This is a genomic window from Micromonospora sp. CNZ299, from assembly GCF_002754415.1.
Map to the genome: position 1 here is coordinate 4,653,499 of NZ_PEFG01000001.1, position 25,197 is coordinate 4,678,695.

At 70.9% G+C, this 25,197-nt stretch carries 26 protein-coding genes; 12 read left to right on the forward strand and 14 right to left on the reverse strand.

Annotated features, from left to right (window positions below; genetic code table 11):
* Positions 1-15: 15 nt before the first annotated feature.
* A complete protein-coding gene (locus CLT68_RS21155) occupies positions 16-735 on the reverse strand; it encodes an SDR family oxidoreductase (protein ID WP_099853298.1) in 720 nt (239 codons plus the stop codon).
* Between the two features lie 158 nt (positions 736-893).
* Between CLT68_RS21155 and CLT68_RS21160 the strand changes: the two genes are divergently transcribed.
* The 3 genes from CLT68_RS21160 (at position 894) to CLT68_RS21170 (ending at position 2,600) form a co-directional block, all read left to right on the forward strand.
* Positions 894-1,760: a LysR substrate-binding domain-containing protein gene (locus CLT68_RS21160; RefSeq protein WP_099853300.1), complete on the forward strand. Its 867-nt coding sequence runs from the start codon at positions 894-896 to the stop codon at positions 1,758-1,760.
* A 150-nt stretch (positions 1,761-1,910) separates the two neighbouring features.
* Positions 1,911-2,114 carry a hypothetical protein gene (locus CLT68_RS21165; protein WP_099853302.1) on the forward strand — a complete coding sequence of 68 codons (204 nt, stop codon included), beginning with the start codon at positions 1,911-1,913 and terminating at the stop codon, positions 2,112-2,114.
* Positions 2,115-2,159: 45 nt separating this feature from the next.
* Positions 2,160-2,600, forward strand: a complete 441-nt coding sequence (locus CLT68_RS21170) for a GNAT family N-acetyltransferase (protein ID WP_099853304.1) — start codon at positions 2,160-2,162, stop codon at positions 2,598-2,600.
* On the opposite strand, the gene CLT68_RS21175 is transcribed toward CLT68_RS21170, so the two are convergent.
* Positions 2,597-3,511, reverse strand: a complete 915-nt coding sequence (locus CLT68_RS21175) for an NAD-dependent epimerase/dehydratase family protein (RefSeq protein WP_099853307.1) — start codon at positions 3,509-3,511, stop codon at positions 2,597-2,599. The two genes, CLT68_RS21170 and CLT68_RS21175, sit on opposite strands and share 4 nt — an antisense overlap.
* Positions 3,512-3,782: 271 nt before the next feature.
* On the opposite strand from CLT68_RS21175, the gene CLT68_RS21180 reads away from it, so the two are divergent.
* Positions 3,783-4,367, forward strand: coding sequence for a hypothetical protein (locus tag CLT68_RS21180; RefSeq protein WP_099853309.1), 585 nt, complete (start codon positions 3,783-3,785; stop codon positions 4,365-4,367).
* A gap of 119 nt (positions 4,368-4,486) precedes the next feature.
* Here CLT68_RS21180 and CLT68_RS21185 read toward each other — a convergent pair whose 3' ends face one another.
* The 3 genes from CLT68_RS21185 to CLT68_RS21195 all read right to left on the reverse strand — a co-directional run bounded on the left by CLT68_RS21185 (position 4,487) and on the right by CLT68_RS21195 (position 9,703).
* Positions 4,487-7,315 carry a PQQ-dependent sugar dehydrogenase gene (locus CLT68_RS21185; RefSeq protein ID WP_099853313.1) on the reverse strand — a complete coding sequence of 943 codons (2,829 nt, stop codon included), beginning with the start codon at positions 7,313-7,315 and terminating at the stop codon, positions 4,487-4,489.
* 88 nt (positions 7,316-7,403) lie between these two features.
* On the reverse strand, positions 7,404-8,582 hold the full coding sequence (locus CLT68_RS21190) for a ThuA domain-containing protein (protein ID WP_088948086.1): 1,179 nt from the start codon (positions 8,580-8,582) through the stop codon (positions 7,404-7,406).
* A 500-nt stretch (positions 8,583-9,082) separates the two neighbouring features.
* Positions 9,083-9,703, reverse strand: coding sequence for a TetR/AcrR family transcriptional regulator (locus tag CLT68_RS21195; RefSeq protein WP_099853316.1), 621 nt, complete (start codon positions 9,701-9,703; stop codon positions 9,083-9,085).
* A 109-nt stretch (positions 9,704-9,812) separates the two neighbouring features.
* Here CLT68_RS21195 and CLT68_RS21200 point away from each other — a divergent pair, with 109 nt between their 5' ends.
* The 3 genes from CLT68_RS21200 to CLT68_RS21210 all read left to right on the forward strand — a co-directional run bounded on the left by CLT68_RS21200 (position 9,813) and on the right by CLT68_RS21210 (position 12,936).
* Positions 9,813-10,286 carry a MarR family winged helix-turn-helix transcriptional regulator gene (locus CLT68_RS21200; protein WP_231927381.1) on the forward strand — a complete coding sequence of 158 codons (474 nt, stop codon included), beginning with the start codon at positions 9,813-9,815 and terminating at the stop codon, positions 10,284-10,286.
* Complete coding sequence (locus tag CLT68_RS21205) at positions 10,283-11,926, forward strand: MDR family MFS transporter (protein WP_099853319.1); 1,644 nt, start codon at positions 10,283-10,285, stop codon at positions 11,924-11,926. The genes CLT68_RS21200 and CLT68_RS21205 overlap by 4 nt, the downstream gene beginning before the upstream one ends.
* A 146-nt stretch (positions 11,927-12,072) precedes the next feature.
* A complete protein-coding gene (locus tag CLT68_RS21210) occupies positions 12,073-12,936 on the forward strand; it encodes a phosphatase PAP2 family protein (protein WP_486482262.1) in 864 nt (287 codons plus the stop codon).
* Positions 12,937-12,951: 15 nt separating this feature from the next.
* On the opposite strand, the gene CLT68_RS21215 is transcribed toward CLT68_RS21210, so the two are convergent.
* Both CLT68_RS21215 and CLT68_RS21220 read right to left on the reverse strand, forming a co-directional pair.
* Positions 12,952-13,761, reverse strand: a complete 810-nt coding sequence (locus CLT68_RS21215; RefSeq protein WP_143743217.1) for a CPBP family intramembrane glutamic endopeptidase — start codon at positions 13,759-13,761, stop codon at positions 12,952-12,954.
* A 37-nt stretch (positions 13,762-13,798) separates the two neighbouring features.
* A complete protein-coding gene (locus tag CLT68_RS21220) occupies positions 13,799-14,542 on the reverse strand; it encodes a class I SAM-dependent methyltransferase (RefSeq protein ID WP_099853324.1) in 744 nt (247 codons plus the stop codon).
* Positions 14,543-14,616: 74 nt separating this feature from the next.
* Here CLT68_RS21220 and mug point away from each other — a divergent pair, with 74 nt between their 5' ends.
* Positions 14,617-15,186 (forward strand): G/U mismatch-specific DNA glycosylase, encoded by a 570-nt coding sequence (mug, locus tag CLT68_RS21225; RefSeq protein ID WP_099853327.1) that lies wholly within the window; start codon positions 14,617-14,619, stop codon positions 15,184-15,186.
* On the opposite strand, the gene CLT68_RS21230 is transcribed toward mug, so the two are convergent.
* Both CLT68_RS21230 and CLT68_RS21235 read right to left on the reverse strand, forming a co-directional pair.
* Positions 15,183-15,698: an SRPBCC family protein gene (locus CLT68_RS21230; protein ID WP_099853330.1), complete on the reverse strand. Its 516-nt coding sequence runs from the start codon at positions 15,696-15,698 to the stop codon at positions 15,183-15,185. The genes mug and CLT68_RS21230 overlap by 4 nt on opposite strands.
* Complete coding sequence (locus tag CLT68_RS21235) at positions 15,695-16,057, reverse strand: metalloregulator ArsR/SmtB family transcription factor (RefSeq protein WP_199177106.1); 363 nt, start codon at positions 16,055-16,057, stop codon at positions 15,695-15,697. The genes CLT68_RS21230 and CLT68_RS21235 overlap by 4 nt, the downstream gene beginning before the upstream one ends.
* A gap of 112 nt (positions 16,058-16,169) precedes the next feature.
* Between CLT68_RS21235 and CLT68_RS21240 the strand changes: the two genes are divergently transcribed.
* Complete coding sequence (locus CLT68_RS21240; RefSeq protein ID WP_099853335.1) at positions 16,170-17,270, forward strand: calcium:cation antiporter; 1,101 nt, start codon at positions 16,170-16,172, stop codon at positions 17,268-17,270.
* A 3-nt stretch (positions 17,271-17,273) separates the two neighbouring features.
* Here the strand turns inward: CLT68_RS21240 and CLT68_RS21245 are convergent, their stop codons facing one another.
* The gene (locus CLT68_RS21245) at positions 17,274-18,521 is read right to left on the reverse strand and encodes a sigma-70 family RNA polymerase sigma factor (RefSeq protein ID WP_099853337.1); all 1,248 of its coding nucleotides are present in this window, start codon (positions 18,519-18,521) and stop codon (positions 17,274-17,276) included.
* Between the two features lie 3 nt (positions 18,522-18,524).
* Entirely contained in the window at positions 18,525-18,917 is a 393-nt protein-coding gene (locus CLT68_RS21250) for a YciI family protein (protein ID WP_231927465.1), read from the reverse strand.
* Positions 18,918-19,144: 227 nt separating this feature from the next.
* Between CLT68_RS21250 and CLT68_RS32655 the strand changes: the two genes are divergently transcribed.
* The 3 genes from CLT68_RS32655 (at position 19,145) to CLT68_RS21260 (ending at position 21,071) form a co-directional block, all read left to right on the forward strand.
* Positions 19,145-19,363: a hypothetical protein gene (locus CLT68_RS32655; protein WP_143743218.1), complete on the forward strand. Its 219-nt coding sequence runs from the start codon at positions 19,145-19,147 to the stop codon at positions 19,361-19,363.
* Between the two features lie 187 nt (positions 19,364-19,550).
* The gene (locus tag CLT68_RS21255; RefSeq protein WP_099853341.1) at positions 19,551-20,294 is read left to right on the forward strand and encodes a neutral zinc metallopeptidase; all 744 of its coding nucleotides are present in this window, start codon (positions 19,551-19,553) and stop codon (positions 20,292-20,294) included.
* Between the two features lie 120 nt (positions 20,295-20,414).
* Positions 20,415-21,071, forward strand: a complete 657-nt coding sequence (locus CLT68_RS21260) for an HAD family hydrolase (RefSeq protein WP_099857432.1) — start codon at positions 20,415-20,417, stop codon at positions 21,069-21,071.
* A 14-nt stretch (positions 21,072-21,085) separates the two neighbouring features.
* On the opposite strand, the gene CLT68_RS21265 is transcribed toward CLT68_RS21260, so the two are convergent.
* From CLT68_RS21265 to CLT68_RS21275, 3 genes are read right to left on the reverse strand one after another with little or no spacing between them, the layout of a single operon-like run.
* Complete coding sequence (locus CLT68_RS21265) at positions 21,086-21,613, reverse strand: carboxymuconolactone decarboxylase family protein (protein WP_486482263.1); 528 nt, start codon at positions 21,611-21,613, stop codon at positions 21,086-21,088.
* A gap of 8 nt (positions 21,614-21,621) precedes the next feature.
* A complete protein-coding gene (locus tag CLT68_RS21270; protein WP_099853344.1) occupies positions 21,622-24,177 on the reverse strand; it encodes an ABC transporter permease in 2,556 nt (851 codons plus the stop codon).
* On the reverse strand, positions 24,177-24,944 hold the full coding sequence (locus CLT68_RS21275) for an ABC transporter ATP-binding protein (protein WP_088948102.1): 768 nt from the start codon (positions 24,942-24,944) through the stop codon (positions 24,177-24,179). Before CLT68_RS21275 ends, CLT68_RS21270 begins: the two co-directional genes overlap by 1 nt.
* Positions 24,945-25,197 lie beyond the last annotated feature (253 nt).

Sequence of the window (25,197 nt, forward strand, 5' to 3'; positions counted from 1 at the left end):
CCGTAGGGAACGCGCTCAGGCGACGAGGGTGCCGCCGTCGACGGTCACCACCGTGCCGGTGGCATAGGTCGCCCGCAGCAGGTAGACGAAGGCCTCGGCAACCTCCTCCGGCTCGCCCACCCGACCGAGCGGCAGTGACCCGCTGAGCTGGGCGTACATCTGCTCTCGGGTTTCCTCCGGAAGCGGGTCCCAGAGCGGCGAGCGGATCACGCCTGCGGAGACGGCGTTGACCCGGATCGGGGCGAGTTCGACGGCGAGCGCGCGGACCAGCGCGTCGATCGCCCCGGTGATGCTGGCCGCCACCGACCAGCCGGCGCTCGGCCGGTGGTTGGCGGTGCCGGTGGTGAGGGTGATCGACCCACCTGGGCGCAGGTACGGCAGTGCCGCGTTGACCGCCGACAGGGAGCCGAAGTAGCGCAGGTCGAAGGCGGTAAGGGCGGCGGCGAGGTCGAGGGCGTCGACGGACATCAGCGCGAGCGGCTCACCGGCGGTGTAGACGAGGTGGTCGAACGGCCCGAGGCCCTGGAACAGCCGGGCCACGTCGCCGGGGTCGGTGAGGTTGGCGACGTACCCCTGGGTGCTGGTCGGCAGGGTCGCCAGGGCGCGGTCGACGCTGCTCTGGTTGCGGGAGGCGACCACGACCTCGGCACCCTCGCGGGCGGCCCGGGTGGCGGTGGCGAGCCCGATTCCCGAGGTTCCGCCGAGCACGACGACACGCTGGTCGCTGAGGTTCATGATCGTGTCCTTCCGGGGTTCGTGGTGAAGACGGTTCCCACCATGCGTCGACCCCGACGCCCGCGTCCAAGACCTCTTTCACCTGCTGTGATACCCGATGAGCATGAAGCCGGTGGGTATCGTGGAACGATCAGCAACCCGAACCGGACGGGGACCGGATGGACGTCGATCTGCGCAAGCTGCGCTACTTCGTGGCGGTCGCCGAGGAGCTGCACTTCGGCCGGGCAGCCGCGCGGCTGCACATCGCCCAGCCGGTCCTGTCACGCCAGATCCGGGCCTTCGAGCACGAACTCCGCGCGGAGCTCTTCGTCCGTGATCGTCGCTCCACCGTGCTGACCGAGGCCGGCCGCCAACTCCTGACCGACGCTCGTCCGCTGCTCGCCTCCGCCGAGGCACTGCACCGACGGGTGCAACGTGCCGCGCACGGCAGACCGACGTTCACCATCGCCTTCATGCCCGGCATCATCGTCACCGCCGAGGCTCGCGCGATCGCCGACCGGCACCCAGACCTGTCCGTCGGTGTCGTCCGTACGTCCTGGAACGACCAGGCCGAGGTGGTACGCGAGGGGCGCGCCGACGTCAGCTACGTGCGGCTTCCGGTCGACCAGCGCGGCCTGAGCCTGCGCCCCCTGTTCACCGAACCCCGTGTCGTGGTCCTGCCCCACGAGCACCGCCTGGCCGGCAAGGAGTCGGTCGACCTGGCCGAGCTCGTCGAGGAGCGGCTGCTCCAGGACCCGGACGCGGTGCCCGAGTGGCGGGACCTGCCGAACCGTCCGACGGATCCCGACCCCCGCCCCCGGCCCGAGCTGAACTCCGTCGAGGAGAAGCTGGAACACGTCGCCGCGTACGCCGGGGTGGTGATCCTGCCGCTGTCGACCGCGACGTTCTACACCAGGCCGGACGTCGTCCATGTGTCCGTCGGCGACCTCGGGCACAACCAGGTGTGCCTGGCCTGGGCCGAGGACGACCGGTCGCCGCTGGTGCGGGAGTTCGTCGAGATCGCCGCGCGGCAGGCGCAGGCGTGAGCGACGGCGTCCGGGCCGGGTCGTGGTACCAACTGATGAGGCCGTTCTCGTTCCCCGCGTCGATGGCACGGCCGACATTCGGGGCCAGGGTGGATGCAGCGTCGCCGCGGTCGGCGGGGGTCCTGGCAGCACTGTCGAAAGAGGTCATCTGTGAGCGGGGAAGAGCAACAGAACGGCAAGTGGGCGCCCTGGTGGATCTACGTCCCCGTCATCCTCGGCAGCAACTACGTCAAGCAGTACCTGGTTCAGGACCTGCCCGTGGCGGTCAACGCCGTGATCACCCTCGTGCTGGTCGGCACGCTCTTCCTGATCATCACCGTGGTGTATCGCAGCATGAGACGCGTCGACCGGTAGCGACGTGGGAGCGGCCGCCGTGGGGGCTCTGGTTACGCTCACTGCATGTTCCGTGCGGCTCGGCCTGACGACCTGGCGCAGATCATCCGCCTCTACCGGCAGCTGAACCCAGACGATCCGGTGCTCGACGATGACTCCGCCGCGGCGGTCTTCCGGCAGATCCTCGGCTCACCAGGGCTGCACCTCTTCGTCCTCGAACTCGACGGGACCGTCGTCGCCTCGACGTACCTCAACGTGATCCCCAACCTGAGCCGGTCGGCGTCCCCGTACGCCGTCATCGAGAACGTCGTCGTGGAGGAATCACGGCGAGGCACCGGTCTGGGGCGGCAGATCATGGCCGACACGCTCCAGGCGGCATGGGACGCGGGCTGCTACAAGGCGATGTTGATGACGGGTTCGCGCAACCCCGCGACGCACGGCTTCTACCGCGCCTGCGGGTTCTCGCCCGACGTCAAGACCGCCTATCTCGCCCGACCACCGGCCTAGGCCTGTCGGGCGAAGGTCTCCCGCAGCGCCGGATCCAGCGGCCGGCCGGTCGTCGGCTCGATGAACAGTTCGGCGAGCAGGAGATCGGCGAGGTAGCTGGGGTTGACGCCCGACTCCTTGCGGGCGAGGGCCTGTAGCGCGCCGCCGAGGCGCAGCGCGGCCTTCGCCGCGCCGGCCGACAGCCGGGCGACCCGGCGGCGTCGGCCGACCGCGTCCGCGATGCGCGCGATCATGTCGGCCCAGGTCAGGTTCTCGTCGGCGACCGGGATGTCCGCGCCGCTGGCCTGCTCCAGGGCGTCGGCCGCGACTTCGGCCACGCTGCGGGCCGAGGCTGCGGCGCTTCCGCCGGTCGGCGCGACCAGAGGTGTACGGGAGCGGGCCCACCGGTCCAGCGGCCCGGCCCAGTTCGGCAGCCGGTCACCGGCCCGGCCGAAGACGAAGGGCAGTTCGAGGACGGCGACCGGCAGATCCGGGCCGGCTGCCGCGCGTCCCTCGCGGGCCTGCTCCAGCCGGCAACGGATGTACGTGTGACGCTCGGCGAGGCGCCACTGCGGATGCAGCCGGTCGAAATAGGTGTAGTACGACCCCATCACGACCGCGCGGGTGAGGCCCTCCAGGCGGGCGGCGGTGAACAGGCGTACCACCGGTTCGACGTTGTCGCGGCGGAACTCCGGATAGATCGGCTTGGGCAACGGCTTCTGCTCGTCGGTGCGGGTGGCGTACACCACGCCGTCGTGCCCGGCGAGCAACGGCCGCAGCTCCTCGATCGAGGCGGACCCGACATCGAGCAGGTGGTCGACGCCCGGATGGGCGGTACGCGCCACAGTGGTGGTGGCAAGCCCGCGCTCGCGCAGCACGTCCACGACATGAGCGCCGATCAGGCCACTGCCACCCACCACGAGAATTCGCACGGTGCATCGTCCACTCTGGATCCGGGTCCTTGTCAAGCCGCCACGGCTGTCACCGAGCGTGCAGTGCCGGAATCCCGCCGCCGGTGCCCGGTGCGCTCCGACGTCGCACCGTTCACGCCAAGCGCGAACAGCCGATCCAATGTGGTCGACTCGTGTACGGTCAGTGACGGTTGCCTGACTGCGGCACCCTCCGCACCGTGCCGGAAACCGTCCTCACCAACCGGGGCGGGGTGCCGAAGGCGGGCTGCCATCGCGACGAACGGGGGAGACGATGCCGGAGCCGCGAGCCTTTTGGCTGGATGAGCAGTTCGACCGTGAGCACGGCACCGACGGGCGGGGCCGCTACGAGGCCGAGGTGCTGGGGCGGATCGACGAGTTCGCCGTGACCTGGGGTGACATCGCCCCGGTCGAGTTCGCGGCGACGGCCTGGCGGATCGCCGGTGAGCTGTCGCCCGGCTTCGTCCGCTGGCATCGGCGGGTCGTGTCGGCGACCTGCACGCGAAGCTCGTGGGACGGCAGCATGGTCTGCGCCGTGACGGTGGTTTCCGGCTGGCCGGCCGAGCTCACCTGGACCAAGCAGTGGCAGCGCGACCGCGGCTGGCGAGACTGGCCCCAGCTGTTCGGCCAGTTCACCACGCCGACGGAGCAGGATCAGACGCGAAGCCCGCACCTGCGGGCGATGCTCCAGGTGGAGGCACCGCTCCCGCTCGACGACCTGCCGCCCGCCCCGGACGGTCCGGACGGCTCCGTGGCGGTCACCGCGCGCCGAGCCGTGGCGGTGCTGGCCCGGGAGCTCAACGACCTCCTCGCGCCGATGATCGGTCAGCTCGAGGCAGGGGTGCCGGCAGATTCCTGAGTCCGCACCCCGAGACGACGGCGAGAAGAACCGGGGCGGGCGGATGTCACCGCCCGCCCCGGACTCCCACTCTGGATCAGCGGGCCGGCCCGGCCACCGACCAGGCCGGGCTCCGTCGCTCAGCCAGTGAGGACGAACCTCTCCCAGGAGCCGACCGACGTGCGGTTGGCGATCAACGCCCCCGCCCCGGCGTTCTCGGCGGCCACGATCTGGTTGTTGGCCAGTGCCCGCAGGCCGACCGTCCCGTCCGAGTTGGTGATGATCTGAAACGTCTCCCACGGTCCGACCGTCGTGCGGTTCGCGATCAACGGCTCCGCGCCCTCGTTCTCGGCGCAGACGTACAGCCCGTTGGCGCGTGACCGGAGGGCGATGTTGCCGTTGCCGGCGTCCACCCGGTCGAACTGCTCGGTCGTCGAGACGCTGGCCTTGTTGGCGATCAGCGGGTTGGTGCCGACCGCCGACACGTACTGGTTGTTGACCTGCGCCCGCAGCGTGATCCCTCCGCTGGGGGTGGTGGTGCCGGTGGTGAAGGTGAACGCGTCGACGTCGAACAGGTTGCCCGAGCCACCCTTGAAGACCAGGTACAGCGTGGTCGACGCGCTGGGCGGGTTGCTGATGGCGGTGGAGACGTCGACGAAGGTCTCCCAGCTACCGGTCACCGGCACCGTGGCGGTGCCCAGCAGGGATCCGGTCGCGGAGCCGGCACGAACCTCGATGGTGCCGCCGGCGCCGGCCGAGGAGACCCGGGCGGTGAACCGGGTCGCGTTGGACAGGTTGTACGGCTGGTACGAGATCCAGTCGTTGTTCTCGATGAACCCGGCGGTACGGCCACCCTCGGCGTTGGTGTGGTCGGTGGCCTGGACGCCGGACTGGGCGCTGAAGTGCTCACCCTGCCGGTGCTTCGGTTGCAGGGTCTTGATGCTGTGCGTGGTGAGCCCACCGTTGTCGGTGTAGGCGGCGTCGAAGACGCCGTAGATGTTGGCCGCCGAGTCGTGCTCCCCGTCGGTCGGCACGGTGATCGAGCCGCTGCACCCGTTCTTCGAGGTGATCTGGTGGGCGTGGCTGTCGTGGCCCAGCGCGTAGGTCAGGCTGACCTTGGAGCAGTCGATCGTGCCGTCCTGCGGGTCGCTCACCGAGATCTGGTACGGCACCGTGTCACCGAAGTTGAACAACTGCCCGTTGGTGGGCGCGGTCAGCGTCACCGTCGGGGCCGTGTTGCCGACGGTGATGACCAGGCTCGCCGTGCCGGACAGGCCGGTCGGGTCGGTGACCTTCAACGTGGGGGAGTACGTGCCGTTCGTGGTGTACGTCTTGGTGGGGTTGGCCGCCGTCGACGTGGTGCCGTCACCGAACGTCCACAGGTAGCTCAGCGCCCCACCCTCGGGGTCGGAGCTGCCGGCCGACGAGAAGGTGACAGTCAACGGGTTGGCCCCCGACGTGGGGTTCGCCGAGGCGACAGCGATCGGGCTGCGGTTGCCACCACCGATGTACTCGATCCGGAACAGCGCCTGGTTGTTCGAGCCGGTGCCGTAGTCCAGCACGTAGAGCGCGCCGTCCGGGCCGAAGGCCATGTCCATGACCTGTGTGCCGCTCCACGGGAAGTTGGAGATCTCCCCCCGGGAGCCGTCGGAGTTGACCGCGATGGCCTTGATCCAGCGGCGGCCGTACTCGCCGGCGAAGAACTGGCCGTTCAGCGACGCCGGGAACTTGATGCTGGAGTTGAGCGAGGCGTCGTACCGGTAGACCGGCCCACCCATCGGCGACTCCGAGCCGCTGCCGAACTCCGACGGTGAGCCGGAGTCGCCCGCGTACTTGATCCAGGCCGGCTTCGCCGCGGGCAGCGTGCCGAGCCCGGTGTTGCGGAACGAGTTGTTCGTCGGCCCGCCCGTGCAGTTGTACTTGGACTGCGACGGCCCGGACGGGAAGGTGTATTCATTGTATGTTTCCGTGCTGGTGTTGGCGCCCGTGCAGTACGGCCAGCCGTAGTTGCCGGGCGCCGCGATGCGGTTGAACTCGACCTGACCCGACGGGCCACGGCTGGAGTTCGTGCTCCCGGCGTCGGGGCCGTAGTCGCCGAGGTAGACGACACCGGTCGCCTTGTCGACGCTCATCCGGAACGGGTTGCGCAGACCCATCGCGTAGATCTCCGGACGGGTGCCCGACGTGCCGGGCGCGAACAGGTTGCCCGACGGGATGGTGTACGTGCCGTCCGCCTGCGGCTTGATCCGCAGCACCTTGCCCCGCAGGTCGTTGGTGTTGCCCGCCGAGCGCTGGGCGTCGAACTGCGGGTTGCGGTTGGTCCGCTCGTCCAGCGGTGCGTAGCCGGACGACTCGAACGGGTTGGTGTCGTCGCCGGTGGTCAGGTACAGGTTGCCGGCGGCGTCGAAGTCCAGGTCACCGCCGACGTGGCAGCACTGCCCGCGGTCGTTGGCGACCTGGAGCACAACCTTCTCGCTGCCCAGGTTGAGAGTGTCGTCGCTGTTGAGCGTGAACCGGGACAGCCGCAGGTGTCCCTTCCACCGGTCCCAGTCAGACTGCGAGCCGGTGGTCGGTGCGTCCCCGGACGGCGTGCTCAACGTGGGTGAGTAGTACAGGTAGATCCACCGGTTGCCGGCGAAGTTGGGGTCGACGGCGACGCCCTGCAACCCCTCCTCGTCGTGGGTGTAGACGGACAGGGTGCCGGACACCTTGGTGTTGCCGGCCACGTCGGTCACCCGCAGCACACCGTTGCGGGCGGTGTGGAGCACCGAGCGGTTGGGCAGCACGGCCAGGGACATGGCCTCACCCAGCTCGGCCGAGCCGGTGGCGAGTTTGACCTGCTGATAGTCGGAGGCGGGAATGACCGCCGCCTGGGCGGTCGACGGTGCGGCCACAGCCAGGGTCACGCTCGCGACGGTGGTGACCGCCGCGAGGAGAGCCCGGGGCCAGCGCCGGGGGTACGAAAGCATGATCGTCCTTTCTCGACGACCGGTGGACGGGCGCGCGGGGGCGCACCACGACCAGATGGGGATCGTGGGGAACGTGTGGGGGACCAGGTCAGCCGGTGACGAGGTCGAACTTCTCCCACTGACCGATGGAGGTCCGGTTGGCGATCAGCGCGGAGGCGCCCGCGTTCTCGGCGGCGACGTAACGGTTGTTCACAGTGGCCCGCAGGCTCACCGTGCCGTCGGAGTTGCGCACGAGCTGGAACGTCTCCCACGCGCCGGCGGTGGCCCGGTTGGCGATCAGCGCGGCGGCGCCGGCGTTCTCGGCGGCGACGAACTGCCCGTTGCCCTTGGAGCGCAGCGCCACGTTGCCGTTGGCGAGGTTGACCAGGTCGAACCGCTCGGTGGTGCCGACGCTGCTGCGGTTGGCGATCAGCGCGGTGGTGGCGTTGAGCGCGCTGACGTACTGGTTGTTGGCCCGGGCCCGCAGCGTCGAGCCGCTCGGCGGCGGGGTCGTGGTGCGCGGCGAGCAGTCTGCCGTTACGGAGCCCGCGGCGACCTGGAGGCCGCCGAGCAGCATCCGGGTGAAGTTCGGGTCGGTGTACGACGCCTCGGTGTGTCCGAGGCCCGTGTACCAGGCCCGTCCACCGCCGTACGCCTTGCACCAGGTGATCGGGTGGTCGCCGCTCATGTTGCCGCCGCTGTAGGACGACTCGTCGAGGCTGGCCAGGACCCGCGCGCTGGACCGGGGGTTGGTGCGGTAGTTGTACCACTCGTCGGAGCGGACCCAGGTGTCGCTCAGGTGGGCGGTCGACGGGTTCGTCCGGTCCTCGATCTTCACGGTCGCGGTCTGGATCGCCGGGTGCGAGTCGAACCATGCACCGACCAGCGAGCCGTACCATGGCCAGCTGTACTCGGTGTCGGCGGCTGCGTGCACGCCGACGTACCCGCCACCTGCGGCGATGTACGACTCGAAGGCCGTCTGCTGGCTGGCGTTGAGGACGTCACCGGTCGTCGACAGGAAGACCACCGCCTGGTACTGGGCCAGGTTGCTGGTGGTGAACTGGGCGGCGTCCTCGGTCGAGGTCACGGTGAAGCCGTTGGCCGAGCCGAGCTGCTGGATCGCGGCGATGCCGTTCGGGATGGACGAGTGCCGGAAGCCGGCGGTCTTGCTGAACACCAGGACCTTGGTCAGCGGTGCCGCCGAGGCTGGCGTCGGAAGGGCCACCAGGCTGGTCAGGAACACGGCGAGGCCGGTGACGAGTGCTAACAGACGGGGACGGGAACGCATGGTCTTGCTCCTCTGCTGAGCGTCGACCCGGGCGTGCGTCACGGAGCTGTGGGGGCTCGCCGGGGCCGAGATGGCGGTGGTACGGAGCCGGGCCGCCGATGCTCGGCTGAGATGGTGCGGGGTGGTGCCGTGCCGGTGGGGATCGTCCTGCGGGGGAGCGCGACGCTGCGCAGTGCGGGTTGCCGTGCCGGTGCTCCCCGCCCGCCGAGGGGGGAGCGTCGCGTCGCTGCCGACAGTGCCAGGAGACGGCTGGCGCGACGGCGACGACATGTTCACGATGGCAACGACGACGACCTCAGCCGGCCAATGTGGACGATCGAAGCTCATCGACATGCATCGCTGACGCAGTAAACCTCCGATGTCTGCGCTCCGTCAAGCCCGTGCCCGTCGGCTACCACCCACTGGACGGTGCCACCGGGACTCTTCAGCCAGGCGCGAGCGCCAGCTGTTTGATCTGGCACAGGGAGCCCTGGGGGCTCCGCGGCGATCGGAGATCGGCGTCAGGTGCCGGTGCTGGTCCGGTGGCCCCCGGGGGCCGCCGCGGGAGCGGCCGCGGCGAGTGCGGTCCGGACGGTTTCCGCCATCGGGTCGCCCGGGTGCTCGATCCAGTGCTGGACGGCGACCCGCAGGATGGCCAGGAAGGTCGCGGCCAGGAGGCGGGAGCGCAGTGCCACGTCGTCGTCGGTGAGCCGGTGGGCGAGTTCCGCGGCCAGCTCGCGCTCGATCGCGGCGTACGCCGCCACCTGGTGTGGGGCCAGACCGGGGTGCCCGCGCAGCTTCCGGCGTTGGGTCAGCCAGGAGGGCTCAGAACCGCCGAAGACCTCCTCGGTGAGGCGCTCGGCTGCCCGGCTCAGGACGGTCCACGGCGCCTCGTCGACGGGCTGTTCGCGGATCAGCTGCAACAGCCGGTGCAGGCGCATGGTGTCGCCGTGGAAGAGGGCCTGCTCCTTGTTCGAGAAGTAGTTGGAGAAGGTCCGCCGGGAGACGTTGGCGGCGTCGGCGATGGCCTCGACCGTCACCGCGTCGATGCCCTCGTCGGCGGCGAGACGGAGGGCCGCCTCGTGCAGGGCGAGACGGGTGGCCGCCTTCTTGCGCTCCCGCAGACCGGTCGTCTCGTCCATCGCACCGAGGGTACGTGCGGGTGAGCGACTTCTCAATGAGCAAACTTGCCTAGTGGGCAAGATCGGTGAATGCTTGCTTGAGGCAACCAACTCTCGTGTGGGAGCAGACGTGGAAAGCGGCGCTCGTGAACTCGGCCTTCGCCTGTACGACCTGGTCAGAAGCGTTCGACTGCTGAAGCAGCGCCGGGCTGACGAACGCCCGGCGATTCCGGCGGGCATGCTCGGCATGCTCGTGCAGATCGATCAGCTCTCCAGCGACTGCCACGCCCGCGACCTGGCCGACCGCACTCGGCTGGACGCGTCGACCGTCAGCCGCTCGGTCGCGGCGCTCGTCGCGCACGGTCTGGTCGAGCGGCGGCCGGACCCGACCGACAGGCGGGCGACCTTCCTGGCGGTCACCCCGGCCGGCCGTGCCGCCCTGGCCGACAGCCACCGCTGGTACGGCGAGGTGCTCGAACGAGCGCTCGCCGACTGGACTCCCGACGAGGTGGCGGCGCTCAGTGCCGCCCTCGGCCGGTTCACCGGTGACATCGAGGTCGCCCTCGGAAACAACGACAACGACAACCTGGAGGCCGCGCGATGAGCGCACCCACCATCACGGCCGGCGCTGAGCCGATGACCCATCGGCGGACACTGGAAGCGCTCAGTGGCCTGCTGCTGGTGCTCTTCGTCGCGATGCTGAGCAGCACGGTCGTCTCGACCGCGCTTCCGAAGATCATCGGATCGCTGAACGGCTCGCAGACCCAGTACACCTGGGTGGTCACCGCGACCCTGCTCACCGCGACGGCAACCACCCCGATCTGGGGCAAACTGGCCGACCTGTTCAACAAGAAAACCCTCATCCAGGTCGCCATCGTGGTCTTCCTGGTGGGCTCGGTCATCGCGGGCTTCTCGCAGAGCGCCGGCCAGCTCATCGGCGCCCGCGCGTTCCAGGGCATCGGGGTCGGCGGCCTGCAGGCCCTCGTCCAGGTGGCGATCGCGGCCATGATCCCGCCGCGCGAGCGGGGCCGCTACAACGGCTACCTCGGTGGAGTCATGGCCGTCGCGACGGTCGGCGGTCCGCTGCTCGGCGGCCTCATCGTCGACACGTCCTGGCTCGGCTGGCGTTGGTGCTTCTTCGTCGGCGTGCCGGTGGCCGCCATCGCGTTGATCCTGCTCCAGGCCACCCTGCACCTGCCGACCGCACGCCGGGAGAACGTCAAGATCGACTACCTGGGTGCCAGTCTCATCGCCGCTGGCGTCAGTCTGCTGCTGATCTGGATCTCCTTCGTCGACAGCTCGTTCGCCTGGGCCTCCTGGCAGACCGCGGCCATGGTGGGCGGCACGCTCGTCCTGCTGGCACTGGCGGTCTGGGTCGAGTCGCGCGCTGCCGAGCCGGTCGTCCCGCTCGGGATCGTGCGTCAGCACACCACCGCGCTGGCCATCCTCGGCAGTCTCGCGGTCGGCATGGCCATGTTCGGCGGTGCTGTCTTCCTCGGCCAGTACTTCCAGATCGGCCGCGGCTACAGCCCGACCGAGGCAGGCCTGCTCACCATTCCGATGATGGCCGGCGTCCTCGGCTCCTCGATCGTCGCCGGTCGGCTGATCACCAAGAGCGGAAAGATCAAGCCGTACATCGTCGCCGGCTCGATCCTCCTCGTCGCCGGGTTCGCCCTGCTCGGCACCATCGACCACGAGACGTCGCTCGTCCTGGTCGGCGCCGCCATGTTCATCGTCGGTGTCGGCGTCGGTATGACCATGCAGAACCTCGTCCTCGCCGTTCAGAACACGGTCTCGCTCAGGGACATCGGGGCGGCCAGTTCCAGCGTCGCGTTCTTCCGGTCGCTCGGCGGCACCATCGGCGTCTCCGTTCTCGGCGCCGTCCTCGCCCGCCGGGTCAGCGACCAGATCACCCACGACCTCGCCGCCGCCGGGATCCCCACCTCCGGCAGCGCGGGCGGCAGCAGCAACCTCAACATCACCGCCCTGCCCGAGCAGGTCCAGGTCATTGTCCGGGCCGCGTACGGTGACGCCACCGGACACATCTTCCTCATCTCCGCCGCCATCGGGGTCGTCGGCATCATCGCCGCGCTCCTGCTCAAGCCGATCACCCTGCGGACCAGCCTCGACCTGCCGGACGCCGCCACGTCGACTGCCGTCGGTGCCGACGCCATCGACGGCGCACCCGCCTTCGACCAGGTGCGCGCCGACACCACGCACGACGGACCGACCCCCCGACGCTGACGTCGGGCCGTCCGACCCGGGGCCGCCGCCGTCCGAAGACGGCGGCGGCCCCGGTCTGTCCAGCCAGGGCCCGCCGCAGGCCGGCCAGTCCTTGTGAAACAGGCCCCAGGGCCGCTACGAGCGAACGTCACCGAATCGAGGGGTCTGTGGATACCGCGGAGCTGCCAGCGGCGCGGCCGGCGGCACCCGCCCGGCGAGCCGCCGCACTGCGCCGGGCTCTCCGTGAGCTGGGGCTCGTCGCCGCACTGTTTCTCATCTACAAGGCGGCTCGGGTGGCGGGAGCCGACCGGGTGTCGACGGCTGTGCGAAACGGGGAATGGATCTGGCGGGTGGAGCGCCTGTTCCACCTGCCCGACGAGGCCGCCTTCCAACGTCCGGTGCTCTCCCACGAGCTGTTGGTGCACCTGGCCAACGGCTACTACGCGTACGTGCACTTCCCCGCCACGGTCCTCTGTCTGATCTGGCTGTACGTACGACACCCCGTGCGTTATCTCTGGACGCGTCGCATGCTCGCCGGGCTCACCGCGGCCGCACTGGCGCTGCACTTCCTGGTCCCGCTGGCACCGCCGCGACTGACCGCCCTGACCGGCATGGTGGACACGGGCAGCCGTTACGGGCCCGCCGTCTACGGCCCACCCGACACGGACGCGTTGAGCAACCAGTACGCCGCCATGCCCTCCCTGCACGTCGGCTGGGCTCTCGCCGTGGCCGTCGCGCTCATCGCGGTGACCGGCGGGCGCCTGCGGTGGCTGTGGCTGGCGCACCCGCTCGCCACCCTGCTGGTGGTGGTGACCACTGGCAACCACTACTGGCTCGACGGCATCGTCGCGGCCGTGCTGCTCGCCATCGTCTGCCTCGTGCTGCCCGGGCCCCGCGCCGGCGACCAGCCCACCCACCCGCCCACGCGGCGCCGGGGCGGATGGCCCCGCCAGCGCGTACCGGCTCCGCAGGCGCCACCCGGTCACCCAGCCGGGCGAGCCGACGCTGGTGACGTCGTGCGAACGCCATGACCGTTGGTGTGCTCGTCAGCCGGTCGGCTCCGGCTCACGTGCCTGCCAGCTCAGGCGGTCGCGGGGCAGCCGTTGCACGGCTGTCCAGGCGAACGCGAACGGTAGGGCACCCATGGCGACGAGTCCCAGGACGTCCGATCCGGTCACGTCGAAGACGGCGCCCACGTCGCCGAACAGTTGGGCAACTGTCTGGAAGGCCACGTGGAAGCCGATGCCCGCCCAGATGTCGCCAGTGGCGGCCCGAAAGCCACCCAGGAGCACGGCGAAGAGGAAGAACAGCAGCAGTCTGTCGGGGGAGGTGGCGGCGCCGACGAGGAACCCGAAGAGGGTGAACAACACCGACTGCCCGAGGACGGCCTGCCAGGCCGGTAACCGGGTGGCGAGGTTGCGCTGGAGGTAGCCGCGGAAGACGAGTTCTTCCGGCAGCGCCTCGTACAGGAAGACGAGGACGACCAGCAGCGTCGCCACGCCCAGGGCGTGCGCCGCGGAGGTGCGCAGGCGGATCTCGACCCAACCGAAGCCGAGGCAGAGCGCGAACCCCACGGCGGCGGGGATCAGCCAGCAGGCCATGCCGAGCAGCAGTCGTCGCCAACCGGTGCGCAGGGAGGGCAGCCCGAGACCGGTCCAGGGGCGACGGTCGAGCAGGCGACGGGCGGCCACCACCAGGGGTACGACGAGCACCGTCGTGAGGATGGCCCTGGCCACATGGGTCGGGCGGTCGTAGTCGCCATCGAGAAGAGCCCCGACAAGCAGCCACACCAGCACAGCGCCGACGGACACGACGAGGACCCGCCAGGGCAGGGCGAGACGAGGTCCGGCGCTCACCACGCGCAGCGTAGCCAGCGGTGGCAAGGGCGACCGGTCAGCGACCGAGGACGAGGTAGGCGAGGCCGAGAACGCCGCGATAGCCGTCGACGTACTCGCGCAGGCGGTCGTCGAGTTCCGCGCGGACGTCGGCCGCCCGGGGGTCCTCCGGGTAGCTGAGCAGCCACTCCTGGCGGCCCGCCAGCCAGGTGGATTCGAAGTCGTCCCACTCCCGTTGGTCGGCGGTGCTCAGGTGCAGCACCCGCCATCCCCGGTCACGGGCGGCCTCGACGAGCCCCGGCAGATCCGTGACCTCCGCTCCGAAGGTCTGCTCGACCGCCGGCGTGGGGGGACGCTCCCAGTACGCCTCACCGAACAGCAGCCTTCCGCCGGGCCGGACCACCCTGGCGAGGGCGTCGAGGGCGGCGTCGGTGCCACCGAAGGCGTGCGCCGAGCCGATGCAGAGGACCCGGTCGGCGGGCTCCTGCCAGGCCGCCGCTTCGCCCATCACGAAGGCGACGTGCCGGTTCAGGGACCGCCCCACGGCCAGCCGCCGCCCCCGGGCGAGGGCAGCGTCGTCGGTGTCGACGCCGACGCCCCTCGTCGCGACCGGGCCGGACACGCCTCCGGCGGCGACCGCCCGCAGCAGCAGCTCACCCCAGCCGCAGCCGAGGTCGAGCACGCGCGCGCCCGGGCGGACGTCGAGTCGTTGCAGCAGCAGCGCCGCGTGCTCCTGCGACAGCGGAGTGTTCCAGCGCATCCGGGCGTAGCGGCTGGCGGCGAGGTGGTCGGTTGACTGCATGCGTTGAGGGTGTCAAGGCGTGATCGTCGGCGTGCGCCGGGTCCGACACTCCGGCGTACGGCAGGATCGGTCAGATGGGCGCGCAGCAGGCGGGGCCGTTTCGGCGGCCGACCCCGCAGGAGGTGGCGGCGGCGGCCGGCCGGGGCCTCGCGGACGTGATCGGCCCCGGCCTGCGGGTGTTGTTCTGTGGCTTCAACCCGGGCCTCTATTCCGCCGCCGTGGGGTTGCCCTTCGCCCGCAAGGGCAGCCGGTTCTGGCCGGCCCTGCACGGCGGCGGCTTCACCGACCGGGAGCTGCGCCCGTGGGAACACGACGAGCTGCTGCGCCAGGGCCTGGGCATCACCAGCCTGAGCAACCGGGCCACCGCCCGCGCCGACGAACTGACGTCGGCGGAGCTGGTGGCCGGCGTGACGGGGTTGGCGGTGAAGGCGCAGCGGTACCGGCCGCGGTGGGTGGCCGTCCTCGGGGTGACCGCGTACCGGATCGCCTTCGTCCGACCCCGGGCCGGGCTGGGTCCGCAGCCGGACCGGCTGGGCCCGGCCCGGCTCTGGGTGCTGCCCAACCCCAGCGGTCTGAACGCGCACTTTCCGCTGCCGGCGTTGACCGCCGAGTTTGGCAAGCTGCGCCAGGAGATCGACGGTTAGGCGTGCGGGGTGGACGCCTCGGCGGCCAGCGCCTGGTAGTAGGGCTGCATCGTGGGGTGGTAGTCGTCGAACTGGGGGAGGGGTGAGCCGTCCCGGGAGGCGACCAGCATGTCCAGGTAGTACTCCCAGCCGGCGCCGACGTCGGCGATGCCCTCCACGCTGGTGAGGTGCTGGACGAACCGCAGCTCGGTGGTGCCGTCGGTCTCGGTCAGCACCATCTCCAGCAGCCAGGTCCCGTAGCTGTCGATCATCGACACGGCGAGGCGTCGCTCTGGTTCGCACGCGTCGATGCGCACGTCACACCAGGGCTGCTGCTCCTCGTACGCCATCTGGACCTGGATGGTCCGTCCGGGCGCGGCGTCGCCCTTCCAGGGGCCGAACCAGCGGGTCGTGCGCTCCGACTCGGTCAGGCTGGCCCAGACGTCCGTCGCCGGGGCGCGGAACGTTCGGGTCAGGACGAGATCGTGGCCGGTGGCGGTGCGAAACAGGCGTCCGGCGGGTGTACGGGTCATGCCGTGTGCTCCCTTCGGTGCTCCGCCGGGCCGCGGCTGCGGCGCTCTCGGCGGGTGCGATAGACCTCGGTCTCCAACGCGTCGAGGTGTCGCTCCCACCGGTCGGGGGCCGCGAGTGCGGCGAGCCAGTCGACCAGCGGGGCGAGCGGGCGCGGATCGAGTCGGTAGATCCTCTGTCGGCCGACCATCTCGTCGTGCACCAGACCGCTCTCGCGCAGCAGCCGCAGGTGGCGGCTGATCGCGGGTCGGCTGATCACGAATCGCTGGGCGATGTCACCCGCGGACAACGGCTCGTCGCGCAGCAGGGTCAGGATGTGCCGTCGTACCGGATCCGCGATCGCGGTGGCCACCTCGTTCACCTGGGAAGCGTAACCTATCAGTTACGGGTTAGCGTGGTGAAGGCCACGGACGGCCGCATTTCGCGGCGTCGATGGTGGGCACATGATCACTTGACCTGGCACTCTGTAAGGCATGGCCGCCCTCCTTCGCTCCCGCTTGACCGACTGGACGTTTGTCGTACCCGTGCTCGCCGTCCTGATATTGATGGTCACCTGGGGGCGGAGCCTGCCTGGGCCCGTCATCGTGCTCGTCGCGGTGCTGCTCGGCGGCGCGGTGCTCGCGGCCGTGCACCACGCGGAGGTGGTCGCCCACCGGGTGGGGGAGCCGTACGGGTCCCTGGTGCTCGCCGTCGCGGTCACCGTGATCGAGGTGGCCCTGATCGTCACGCTCATGATCAGCGGGCCGGAGAAGACCCAGTCGCTCGCCCGCGACACCGTCTTCGCCGCCGTCATGATCACCTGTAACGGGATACTCGGCCTGTCCCTGCTGCTCGGAGCGCTGCGCCGCCGAGTGGCCGTGTTCAACCCGGAGGGCACCGGCGGTGCGCTGGCCACCGTGATCACCCTGGCCACCCTGAGCCTGGTCATCCCCAGCTTCACCACGGCCCGCCCCGGCCCGGAGTTCAGCCCGGCCCAACTCGTCTTCGCCGCCGTCGCGTCGCTGGCCCTGTACGGGCTGTTCGTGCTCGTGCAGACCGGCCGGCACCGCGACTACTTCCTGCCGGTCGACAGCCGGGGCAAGGTCATCGAGACGGAGGAGCACGCCAAACCGCCCACCACCCGTGCGGCGCTGGTCAGCCTGGGCCTGCTGCTGGTGGCGCTGGTCGCGGTGGTCGGCGACGCCAAGACGGTCTCCCCGACCATCGAGGCCGGGGTTGCGGCGGCGAACCTGCCGCACGCGTTCGTCGGCGTGATCATCGCCCTGCTGGTGCTGCTGCCGGAGACCCTGGCCGCCGCCCGCGCCGCCCGCCGCGACCGCGTCCAGACCAGCCTCAACCTCGCGCTCGGCTCCGCGATGGCCAGCATCGGCCTGACCATCCCGGCCATCGCGATCGCCTCGATCTGGCTGGACGGCCCGCTGCTGCTCGGCCTAGGCGGCACCCAGCTCACGCTGCTCGCGCTGACCGCCGTGACCGCGGTGCTGACCGTCGTGCCGGGTCGGGCCAACGTGCTGCAGGGTGGCGTACACCTGGTGTTGATGGCCGCCTTCGTCTTCCTGGCCGCGAGCCCCTGACCGTCACACGCTGCCGCCCGCGAGGCGGTCCGCGCGGGCGTTCAGGTAGCGCTGCTGCGCCAGGTTCGTCGACCGGGACGCCGCCATCCGGTACGCCTCCCGCGCCGCGACCCGCTCACCGACCAGCTCCCACAGGTGGGCGCGGGCGGCCGGCAGCCGTGGGTCGTCGGCCAGTCGGGGATCGTCGGCCAGGTCGGCGAGCAGCGCCAGGCCGGCCGACGGACCGCGGCTCATCGCCACCGCCACCGCGTGGTTGAGCGCCACCACCGGGTTGTCGGACATGCCGAGCAGCACCTCGTACAGGGCGGTGATCTGCGGCCAGTCGGTCGCCGCCGCACTGGGCGCCTCGTCGTGCACCGCCGCGATGGCCGCCTGGAGCTGGTAGGGCCCGACGACCCCGCGCGGCAGCGCCCCGGTGATCAGCTCGACCCCCTCGGCGATCTGGTCGGCCCGCCACCGGCTCCGGTCCTGCTCGGCCATCGGCACCAACTCGCCGTGCGGCCCGAGCCGGGCCGGCGCGCGGGCGTCGGTGAGCAGCATCAACGCGAGCAGCCCGGTGACCTCGGGATCGTCGGGCAGCAGCCCGTGCACCAGGCGGGTCAGCCGGATCGCCTCGGCGGTCAGGTCGGCGCGCAGCAACCCGGGGCCGGCCGTGCGCGCGTACCCCTCCGTGAAGATCAGGTAGAGCACGTGCAGCACGGCGTCGAGCCGGTCCGCGCGCTCCGGGCCGGTCGGCGGCGCGAACCGCAGTCCAATCTCGCGGATCCGTTGCTTTCCCCTGCTGATCCGCCGGGTCATCGTCGCCTCCGGCACCAGGAACGCACGTGCCACCTCGGCGGTGCTCAGCCCGCCCACGGCGCGCAGCGTGAGCGCGATCTGCGACGCCGGCGACAGCGCCGGGTGGCAGCACAGGAAGAGCAGGATGAGCGTGTCGTCCGCGTCGGCCGTCGGCTGGTCAGCCGCCGGTGCGCGCCACTGCTCCGGCAGAACCCACCGCGCCACCGTGTCCTCCCGCCGCCTGCGGGCCCGCTCCCTGCGCAGCAGGTCGGTCAGCCGGCGGGACGCGACGGTGATCAACCAGCCGCCCGGGTTGTCCGGTACGCCGTCGCGCGGCCAACCGCCCGCCGCCGCGATCAGCGCCTCCTGCACCGCGTCCTCGGCGGTGTCGAAATGCCCGTAGCGACGTACCAGCGCGCCGAGGACCTGCGGCGCCAGCTCGCGCAGCAGGTCCTCGACAGGTGTCTGCGGCACCGGTCAGCCGGCCAGGTCCTCGATGCCCTCCAGCACCGGCCGCACGTCCACGTACCCGCCGGGGGCGTTGGGGTCGACCAGGCCGGCGGCGATCTCGGTGGCCCGGTCGAAGCTGGCGCACTCCACGATCGTGTAACCCGCCAGGACCTCCTGCGTCTCCGGGTACGGCCCGTCGGTGACCACGGGTGCGCCCTCGCGTACCTGCACCCGGCGCGCGTGCACGGGCTCGCTCAAGCCCTGGGCGTCGACCAGCTCCCCGGATTCGGCCAGCGCCTGGTGGAACGTCTCCATGTGCTGGTGCATCGCCGCGATCTGCTCGGCCGACATCGCGGGCCGGTCGGAAGCCCGCCCCGACAACACGTCGTAGTCCTGCTGCGATCCGTAGAGCAGAATCATGTACTTCACGGGTGCTCCCTCCTGTTGGCTGGTGCCGCCGTGGCACCGCCTCACCAGAAACGTCGAACCCAACCCCCAACCCCGGACACCCCACCCCACCCCGACCCGCCCCGGTGATCAAGAGCTTTGCGTCACGACACGCCGGGCGGGCTGACGCAAAGCTCTTGATCACCAGCGCGGGGCAACAGGGACAGCCAACGGGTGGTGGGTGGGGTTAGCTTGGCGGGATGGGGACTGTGTGGGTGGTGCTGGGGATCGTTGTGGTGGTGGCTGGTTCCGCGTTCGGGGTTGTGGTTCGGCGGGGGCGGGGGACCCGGGTTGGTGGGGTTGGGGGCGACGAGCCGGTGGCTGGGCGGGGTGCCCGGGTGCGGCAGCAGCGGTACGAGGCCGAGCGGCACGGCGACCAGGGTGGCACCTGGCAGCGCGGTCGCGAGTCGGGCGGTTGAGCGGCACTGCCCGTAGGACCCGCCCGGGCAGTGCCGCCCGTAAAGCCCGCCGCCCGTAAAGCCCGCCGCCCGTCGAGCCCGCCGCCGTGAACCGTCCGGTCGCGCCGCGCGTGAAACCGGTGACGGGGCGTTTCGGTCGCATCGTCGGGGTACTACCACCGCGAGCACCGATGTCTGGGGAGGCACAGTGGGCACACGGTCGAGGCGCGATGCCCGGGGCCCGGTGGCCGCCCTGCTGATCGCCGCGCTGGTGTCACTCGCCTGCGCGGGCGGCGGGCTGGCCGAGCCGGAGGGTGAGCGTCCCGTCCCGGGCCGGTCGCAGGCATCCCCGGGGCCGAGCACCACCCGGGCCGACAGCACCACCAGCGTCGCCGAGTTCGAGCAGGACGTCGCCGACGCGCAGGAGATCGCCGAGCGCTACTGGGCGGCCCAGTTCAAGGAGTCCGGGCAGCGGTTCCAACCCATCCGGCGGATCACCCCCTACCAGCGGGCGGGCGAGGTGTCCTGCGGTGGTCAGCCGTTGCCCCGCAACAACGCCGTCTACTGCTCGCAGGGCGACTTCATCGCGTACGACGTCGCCTGGTCGGTGGCGGCGTTCCGCCAGGTCGGCGACGCGTTCGTGTTCTACCTGCTCGGCCACGAGTACGCGCACGGCATCCAGGTGCGCCTCGGCATCAACTACAGCTTCACCATCCAGCAGGAGTTGCAGGCCGACTGCATGGCCGGGGCGTACCTCGGCGACTCGGTGCGTGCCGGCGCGCTGACCCTGGCCGAAGGCGACCTGGACGAGTTCCGCGAGGGGGTGGCGGCGGTCGGCGACGACCCCGACCAACCGTGGTTCGCGGAGGGCTCGCACGGCACCGCCGAGCAGCGCACCGACTCGTTCTTCCGCGGCTACGAGCGCTCGCTGGAGGCCTGCGACCTGGGGTGAACGGGTTGCCCGGATCACGTCGGCACCCGTCGCGGCCATCGGCGGTGGCTCGGCCTGGCAGGATCGCCGATGTCGGCCACGACCCTGGAGGATCCGCTGAGCAGCCATCACCCCGCCGCCGTGCTCTTCGACATGGACGGCACGCTGGTCGACAGCGAGAAGCTGTGGGACGTCGCGCTGCAGGAACTCGCCCAGGAGTACGGCGGGGAGCTGTCCGAGGACGCCCGCCGCTCGATCGTCGGCACCGCCATGGCCGAGTCGATGCGCATCCTGCACGACGACCTGGGGCAGCCCGAACGGGATCCGGAGATCAGCGGGGCGTGGATCAACGCGCGGATCCTGGAGCTGTTCCGCACCGGACTGCCCTGGCGGCCCGGCGCGTTCGAGCTGCTGCGCGCGGTCCGCGCGGCGGGAATCCCCACCGCGCTGGTCACCTCCAGCCCTCGGGCGCTGGTCGAGATCGCCCTGGACACCCTGGGTCGGGACAACTTCGACACGGTCGTCGCCGGTGACGAGGTGGTGGCGGCCAAGCCGCACCCGGAGCCCTACCTGACCGCGGCGCGGCTGCTGGGTGTGCCGATCGAGCGTTGTGTGGCGATCGAGGACTCGGCGACCGGGGTGGCCAGCGCGCTCGCGTCCGGCGCGGCGGTGCTGGCCGTACCGGCGGAGGTGGCGCTCGCGAGCACTGTCGGCGTACGCCAGACGGAGAGCCTGACCGGCGTGGACCTGGAGTTTCTCGCGGCGTTGCTGGCCGATCGGGCCGCGGCGACCGGCTGACGGGTCGACCCGGGTCACGGGCGTTCGGCGAAGACCGCCCCGACCACCTGGTAACTGTCGAACGCTCTCGCGGCCCCCGCGTACGCGGCCAGGTGGATGAACACCTCGACGATCTCCTCCTTGGTCACGCCCGAGCTCAACGCGATGCGCAGCTGGCCCCGCAGCGGCTCGTGGGTGCCGAGGGTGGCGGCGACCGCCACCGAGACGAGGCAGCGGCTGCGCAGGTCCAGGCCCTCCCGGGGCCATGCCTCGCCGAAGGTCTGCACGGTGGCGAGACGACGGAAGTCGTGCCCGACCGGCGGTTCGCCCTCGCCGAGCGGCAGCACCAGTGGCTGACCGAGGAGCCGCTCGGCGTTGTCGAGTGCCCGCTGGTACGCGTCCTGATCGGTCATGTCACCGGCCCCGCTCACCGCCGTGGTCGCTGGCGGGCCGGTGCCCTGCCGGCACCACCAGCCTGGCAGTCGGTCGCTGGCGGCCGCTGTCGAATCGGTCAGCCCGCGACGGCCGATGCCCCCGATCGCCAGGCGACCGGGGGCATCCATGGTGCCGATCAGTCGTGGGCGATGGCGCCCAGGACGTTGATCCGGGCCGCCCGGATGGCCGGCAGCACCGCTGCCACCACCCCGATGATCGCGGCGAGGCCGAGGAAGACACCCATCTGCCCCCAGGGGAGGATCAGGTCGGTGATGCCCTCGTCCTTGAGTGCCTCGACCACCGCGGCGCCGAGGCCGGTGCCGACCACCACGCCCAGCAACGCGCCGAACACGGAGATCACCACCGCCTCCACCGTGATCATGCCCATCGTCTGGCCGCGGCGCAGGCCGATCGCCCGCAGCAGACCCAGCTCGCGGGTCCGCTCCAGCACCGACAGCGCCAGGGTGTTGATGATGCCGAGCACGGCGATGATGATGGCCAGCGCCAACAAGATCTGGATCATCGTGAGCAGGCCGTCGAGCGAACTCGTCTGCTGCTCGATGAACGCGTCCCGGTCGGCCACCGACACCTCGGGGCTGTCCGCGAGGAGCGCCTCCACCTGTGGCTGCACGTCGGACACCCGCGCGCCCGGGGCGAGCTGGATGAAGCCCTGGATGGGCTGCGGGATGGCGAAGTCCTTCGCCGCGGCCGGCGGCAGCGTCACCGGGTTGGTCAGCTGCGACGACTCGTAGATGCCGCTGACCGTGTACGTGCGGACCTCACCGCGGGTCAGCTGCACGTTCACCGTCGAGCCCACCGACCAGCCACGGGACGTGGCGGTGTCCGAGCTGGCCAGCATCTGGGTCGGCCCGAGCCGGTCGATGTCACCGGCGGTGGCCTTCGCGCCGAAGATCTGCCGCAGCGACGCGATGTCGCTGCTCGCCGCGACCCAGGTGCTCTCGCCGTCGACCCTCGCCATGTCGCCGTACTCGCCGTCGACCAGTTGCACGCCGGGCAGAGCCCTCGCCTTGTCCAACACGCCCGGGTCGAAGCTCGGCGGACGCGGGCCGCCCTGCACACCGGAGATCACCAGCTGGGCCTTGATGGTGTCCTGGGCGAGCGCGCTGATGCTTCCCTTGGCCGAGTCGAGGATCACCGTGACGCCGGTGACCAGCGCGATGCCGACCATCAGCGCCGCGGCGGTGATCGCCGTACGGCGCGGGTTGCGCCCGGAGTTGAGCCGGCCCAGCTTGCCCGGCACCGACCAGGAGAAGATCGCCCCGAGCAGGCTCACCACCGGCCGGCTGATCAGCGGGGTCAGCAGCGCCACCCCGATGAAGGCGAACAGCACCCCACCGAGGATGGTGGCCAGGGTCTGACCGCCGGCATTGCCGCTGAGCCCGAGGAACAGCAGCACCGCGCCGATGCCGGTGACCACCGACCCGGTCACGGTGATCTTGGTCAACGGTCGGTCCGGCGTGGCCACGTCCTGCATCGCCGCGATCGGCGGGATCCGCGACGCCCGCAGCGCCGGCAGCAGCGCCGCCACCACAGTGATGACCAGCCCCACGGCGAACGACCCGATCACCGCTGCCGCCGGCACACCGATCCCGGCCAGGGTCAGGCCGCCGGCCAGCTTGCCGAACAGGAACGCCAGCAGCGCGCCCACCCCGATGCCGGCGGCGAGGCCGAGCACCGAGGCGATCAGACCGACCGCGATGGCCTCCAGCACCACCGAACCGATGATCTGCCGCCCGCTGGCCCCGATGGCGCGCATCAGGGCCAACTCGCGGGTGCGCTGGGCCACGATGATCGAGAAGGTGTTGAGGATCAGGAACGTGCCCACCAGCAGCGCCACCGCGGCGAAGCCGAGCAGGATCTTGTTGAAGAAGGACAGGCCCTCCTTCAGGCTGGCCGAGGCGTCCGCGGCCACCTGCTCGCCGGTCTTCACGTCGAAGTCCGCGCCCAGGGTGCGGGCCACGTCGTCGCGCAGCTTCTCGTCGGAGACCCCGTTGGCGGCGTTCACGGTGATGCTGCTGAACGTGTCCGGCTCGCCCAGCATCAGCCGCTGCGCCACCGGGGTGGTGAAGAAGACCTCGTTGACCCCGCCGATGGAGTCCCGGTCACCGCTGTAACCGGCGATGCCGACCAGGGTGAAGTCCCGCTTCTTCGACTCGAACGCGGTGAGCACGCCGACCTTCTGGCCGACCTGCACCTTCGCCGTGGTGGCCAGGGACTTGTTGATGACGATCTCGTCCTCGGCCTGCGGCGCGCGGCCCTCGCGCAGCTGCAGCAGGTCGCTCTCGCCGGTCCAGTTCTCGCCCAGCTGCGGCGGACCGAACGAGCTGACGACCTTGCCGTTGCTGCCGATCACCCGGGCGCCGTCGGCGTTCACGATGCCCGTGGCCGAGGCCACGCCCGGCACCTGCTTCACCCGGTCCACCAGGGCGGCCGGCAGGGGAGCGGAGGTCTGCTCGCCCTCCATCTCGTTGAGCTCCACCTTCGGCTTCGCCGCGACGTTCACGTCGATCTCGGAGAAGCCGTCGGCGAAGACCGAGTCGAAGGAACGGCCCAGCGTGTCGGTGAGCACGAAGGCGCCGGACACGAACATGACCCCGAGCACGACCGCCAGCCCGGACAGGATCAGCCGGACCTTGCGGGCCAGCAGACTCTTCAGTGTCGCCCGGAACATCAGTTGCCCACCTCGGCCGGAGTGTCCAGCTTCTTCATGGTGTCCAGCACCGTCTCGGCGGTCGGCTCGATCAGCTCCGAGACGATCTCCCCGTCGGCGAGGAAGACCACCCGGTCGGCGTACGCGGCGGCGGTCGGGTCGTGGGTGACCATGACGATGGTCTGGCCGTGCTCGCGCACCGAATTGCGCAGGAAGCCGAGCACCTCCGCGCCGGAGCGCGAGTCCAGGTTGCCGGTCGGCTCGTCCGCGAAGATCACCTCCGGGCGGGAGACCAGGGCCCGAGCGCACGCCACCCGCTGCTGCTGCCCGCCGGAGAGCTGCGCCGGCCGGTGGTCCAGCCGGTCCCGCAGACCGACCGTGTTGATCACCGTGTCGTACCAGGCCGGGTCCGGCTTGCGCCCGGCGATCGACAGCGGCAGCAGGATGTTCTCCTTCGCGGTCAGAGTGGGCAGCAGGTTGAACTGCTGGAAGATGAATCCGACCTTGTCGCGGCGCAGCTTCGTCAGACCCGCGTCACCCAGCCCGGTCACGGTCGTCTCACCGATCTGCACCGTCCCCCGGGTCACCGAGTCCAGGCCGGCCAGGCAGTGCATCAGCGTCGACTTGCCGGACCCCGACGGCCCCATGATCGCGGTGAAGCGGCCACGTTCGAACTCCGCGCTGACCCCCCGCAGCGCGATGACCTGAGCCTCGCCGCTGCCGTACACCTTCCACACGTCGTTCGCCCGGGCCGCGGCCTGCGCCTGCTGGCCTACCGTCGCGGTCACGTCATCTACCTCTTCCGTCTGTCCGAAAATGCACGCCGCCCCCCGATGGTCCGGCGCGACTAGTTCAATCATCGGTGCTGCTCACGCCCGCCCCGTCCGCCCAGGGGCTGACCCGGAGCGGATATTCCGCTGCGGGTGCACCCCCATGTCGGATCAGGGTTGCCCCTGACCCGGCGACCGGTCGAGCGTGTTTCCAGCTGGCGAAACCCCCCGCCGGCTCCGACTGTGTCCCCTCACGTCACAGGAGGGTCAA

Bases quoted from the DNA above. Each gene is read 5' to 3' on its own strand.
- CLT68_RS21155 (WP_099853298.1), bottom strand. From the start codon at position 735: ATGAACCTCAGCGACCAGCGTGTCGTCGTGCTCGGCGGAACCTCGGGA.
- CLT68_RS21160 (WP_099853300.1), top strand. From the start codon at position 894: ATGGACGTCGATCTGCGCAAGCTGCGCTACTTCGTGGCGGTCGCCGAG.
- CLT68_RS21170 (WP_099853304.1), top strand. From the start codon at position 2,160: ATGTTCCGTGCGGCTCGGCCTGACGACCTGGCGCAGATCATCCGCCTC.
- CLT68_RS21180 (WP_099853309.1), top strand. From the start codon at position 3,783: ATGCCGGAGCCGCGAGCCTTTTGGCTGGATGAGCAGTTCGACCGTGAG.
- CLT68_RS21185 (WP_099853313.1), bottom strand. From the start codon at position 7,315: ATGCTTTCGTACCCCCGGCGCTGGCCCCGGGCTCTCCTCGCGGCGGTC.
- CLT68_RS21190 (WP_088948086.1), bottom strand. From the start codon at position 8,582: ATGCGTTCCCGTCCCCGTCTGTTAGCACTCGTCACCGGCCTCGCCGTG.
- CLT68_RS21195 (WP_099853316.1), bottom strand. From the start codon at position 9,703: ATGGACGAGACGACCGGTCTGCGGGAGCGCAAGAAGGCGGCCACCCGT.
- CLT68_RS21205 (WP_099853319.1), top strand. From the start codon at position 10,283: ATGAGCGCACCCACCATCACGGCCGGCGCTGAGCCGATGACCCATCGG.
- CLT68_RS21220 (WP_099853324.1), bottom strand. From the start codon at position 14,542: ATGCAGTCAACCGACCACCTCGCCGCCAGCCGCTACGCCCGGATGCGC.
- mug (WP_099853327.1), top strand. From the start codon at position 14,617: ATGGGCGCGCAGCAGGCGGGGCCGTTTCGGCGGCCGACCCCGCAGGAG.
- CLT68_RS21230 (WP_099853330.1), bottom strand. From the start codon at position 15,698: ATGACCCGTACACCCGCCGGACGCCTGTTTCGCACCGCCACCGGCCAC.
- CLT68_RS21240 (WP_099853335.1), top strand. From the start codon at position 16,170: ATGGCCGCCCTCCTTCGCTCCCGCTTGACCGACTGGACGTTTGTCGTA.
- CLT68_RS21250 (WP_231927465.1), bottom strand. From the start codon at position 18,917: ATGATTCTGCTCTACGGATCGCAGCAGGACTACGACGTGTTGTCGGGG.
- CLT68_RS32655 (WP_143743218.1), top strand. From the start codon at position 19,145: ATGGGGACTGTGTGGGTGGTGCTGGGGATCGTTGTGGTGGTGGCTGGT.
- CLT68_RS21265 (WP_486482263.1), bottom strand. From the start codon at position 21,613: ATGGATGCCCCCGGTCGCCTGGCGATCGGGGGCATCGGCCGTCGCGGG.
- CLT68_RS21270 (WP_099853344.1), bottom strand. From the start codon at position 24,177: ATGTTCCGGGCGACACTGAAGAGTCTGCTGGCCCGCAAGGTCCGGCTG.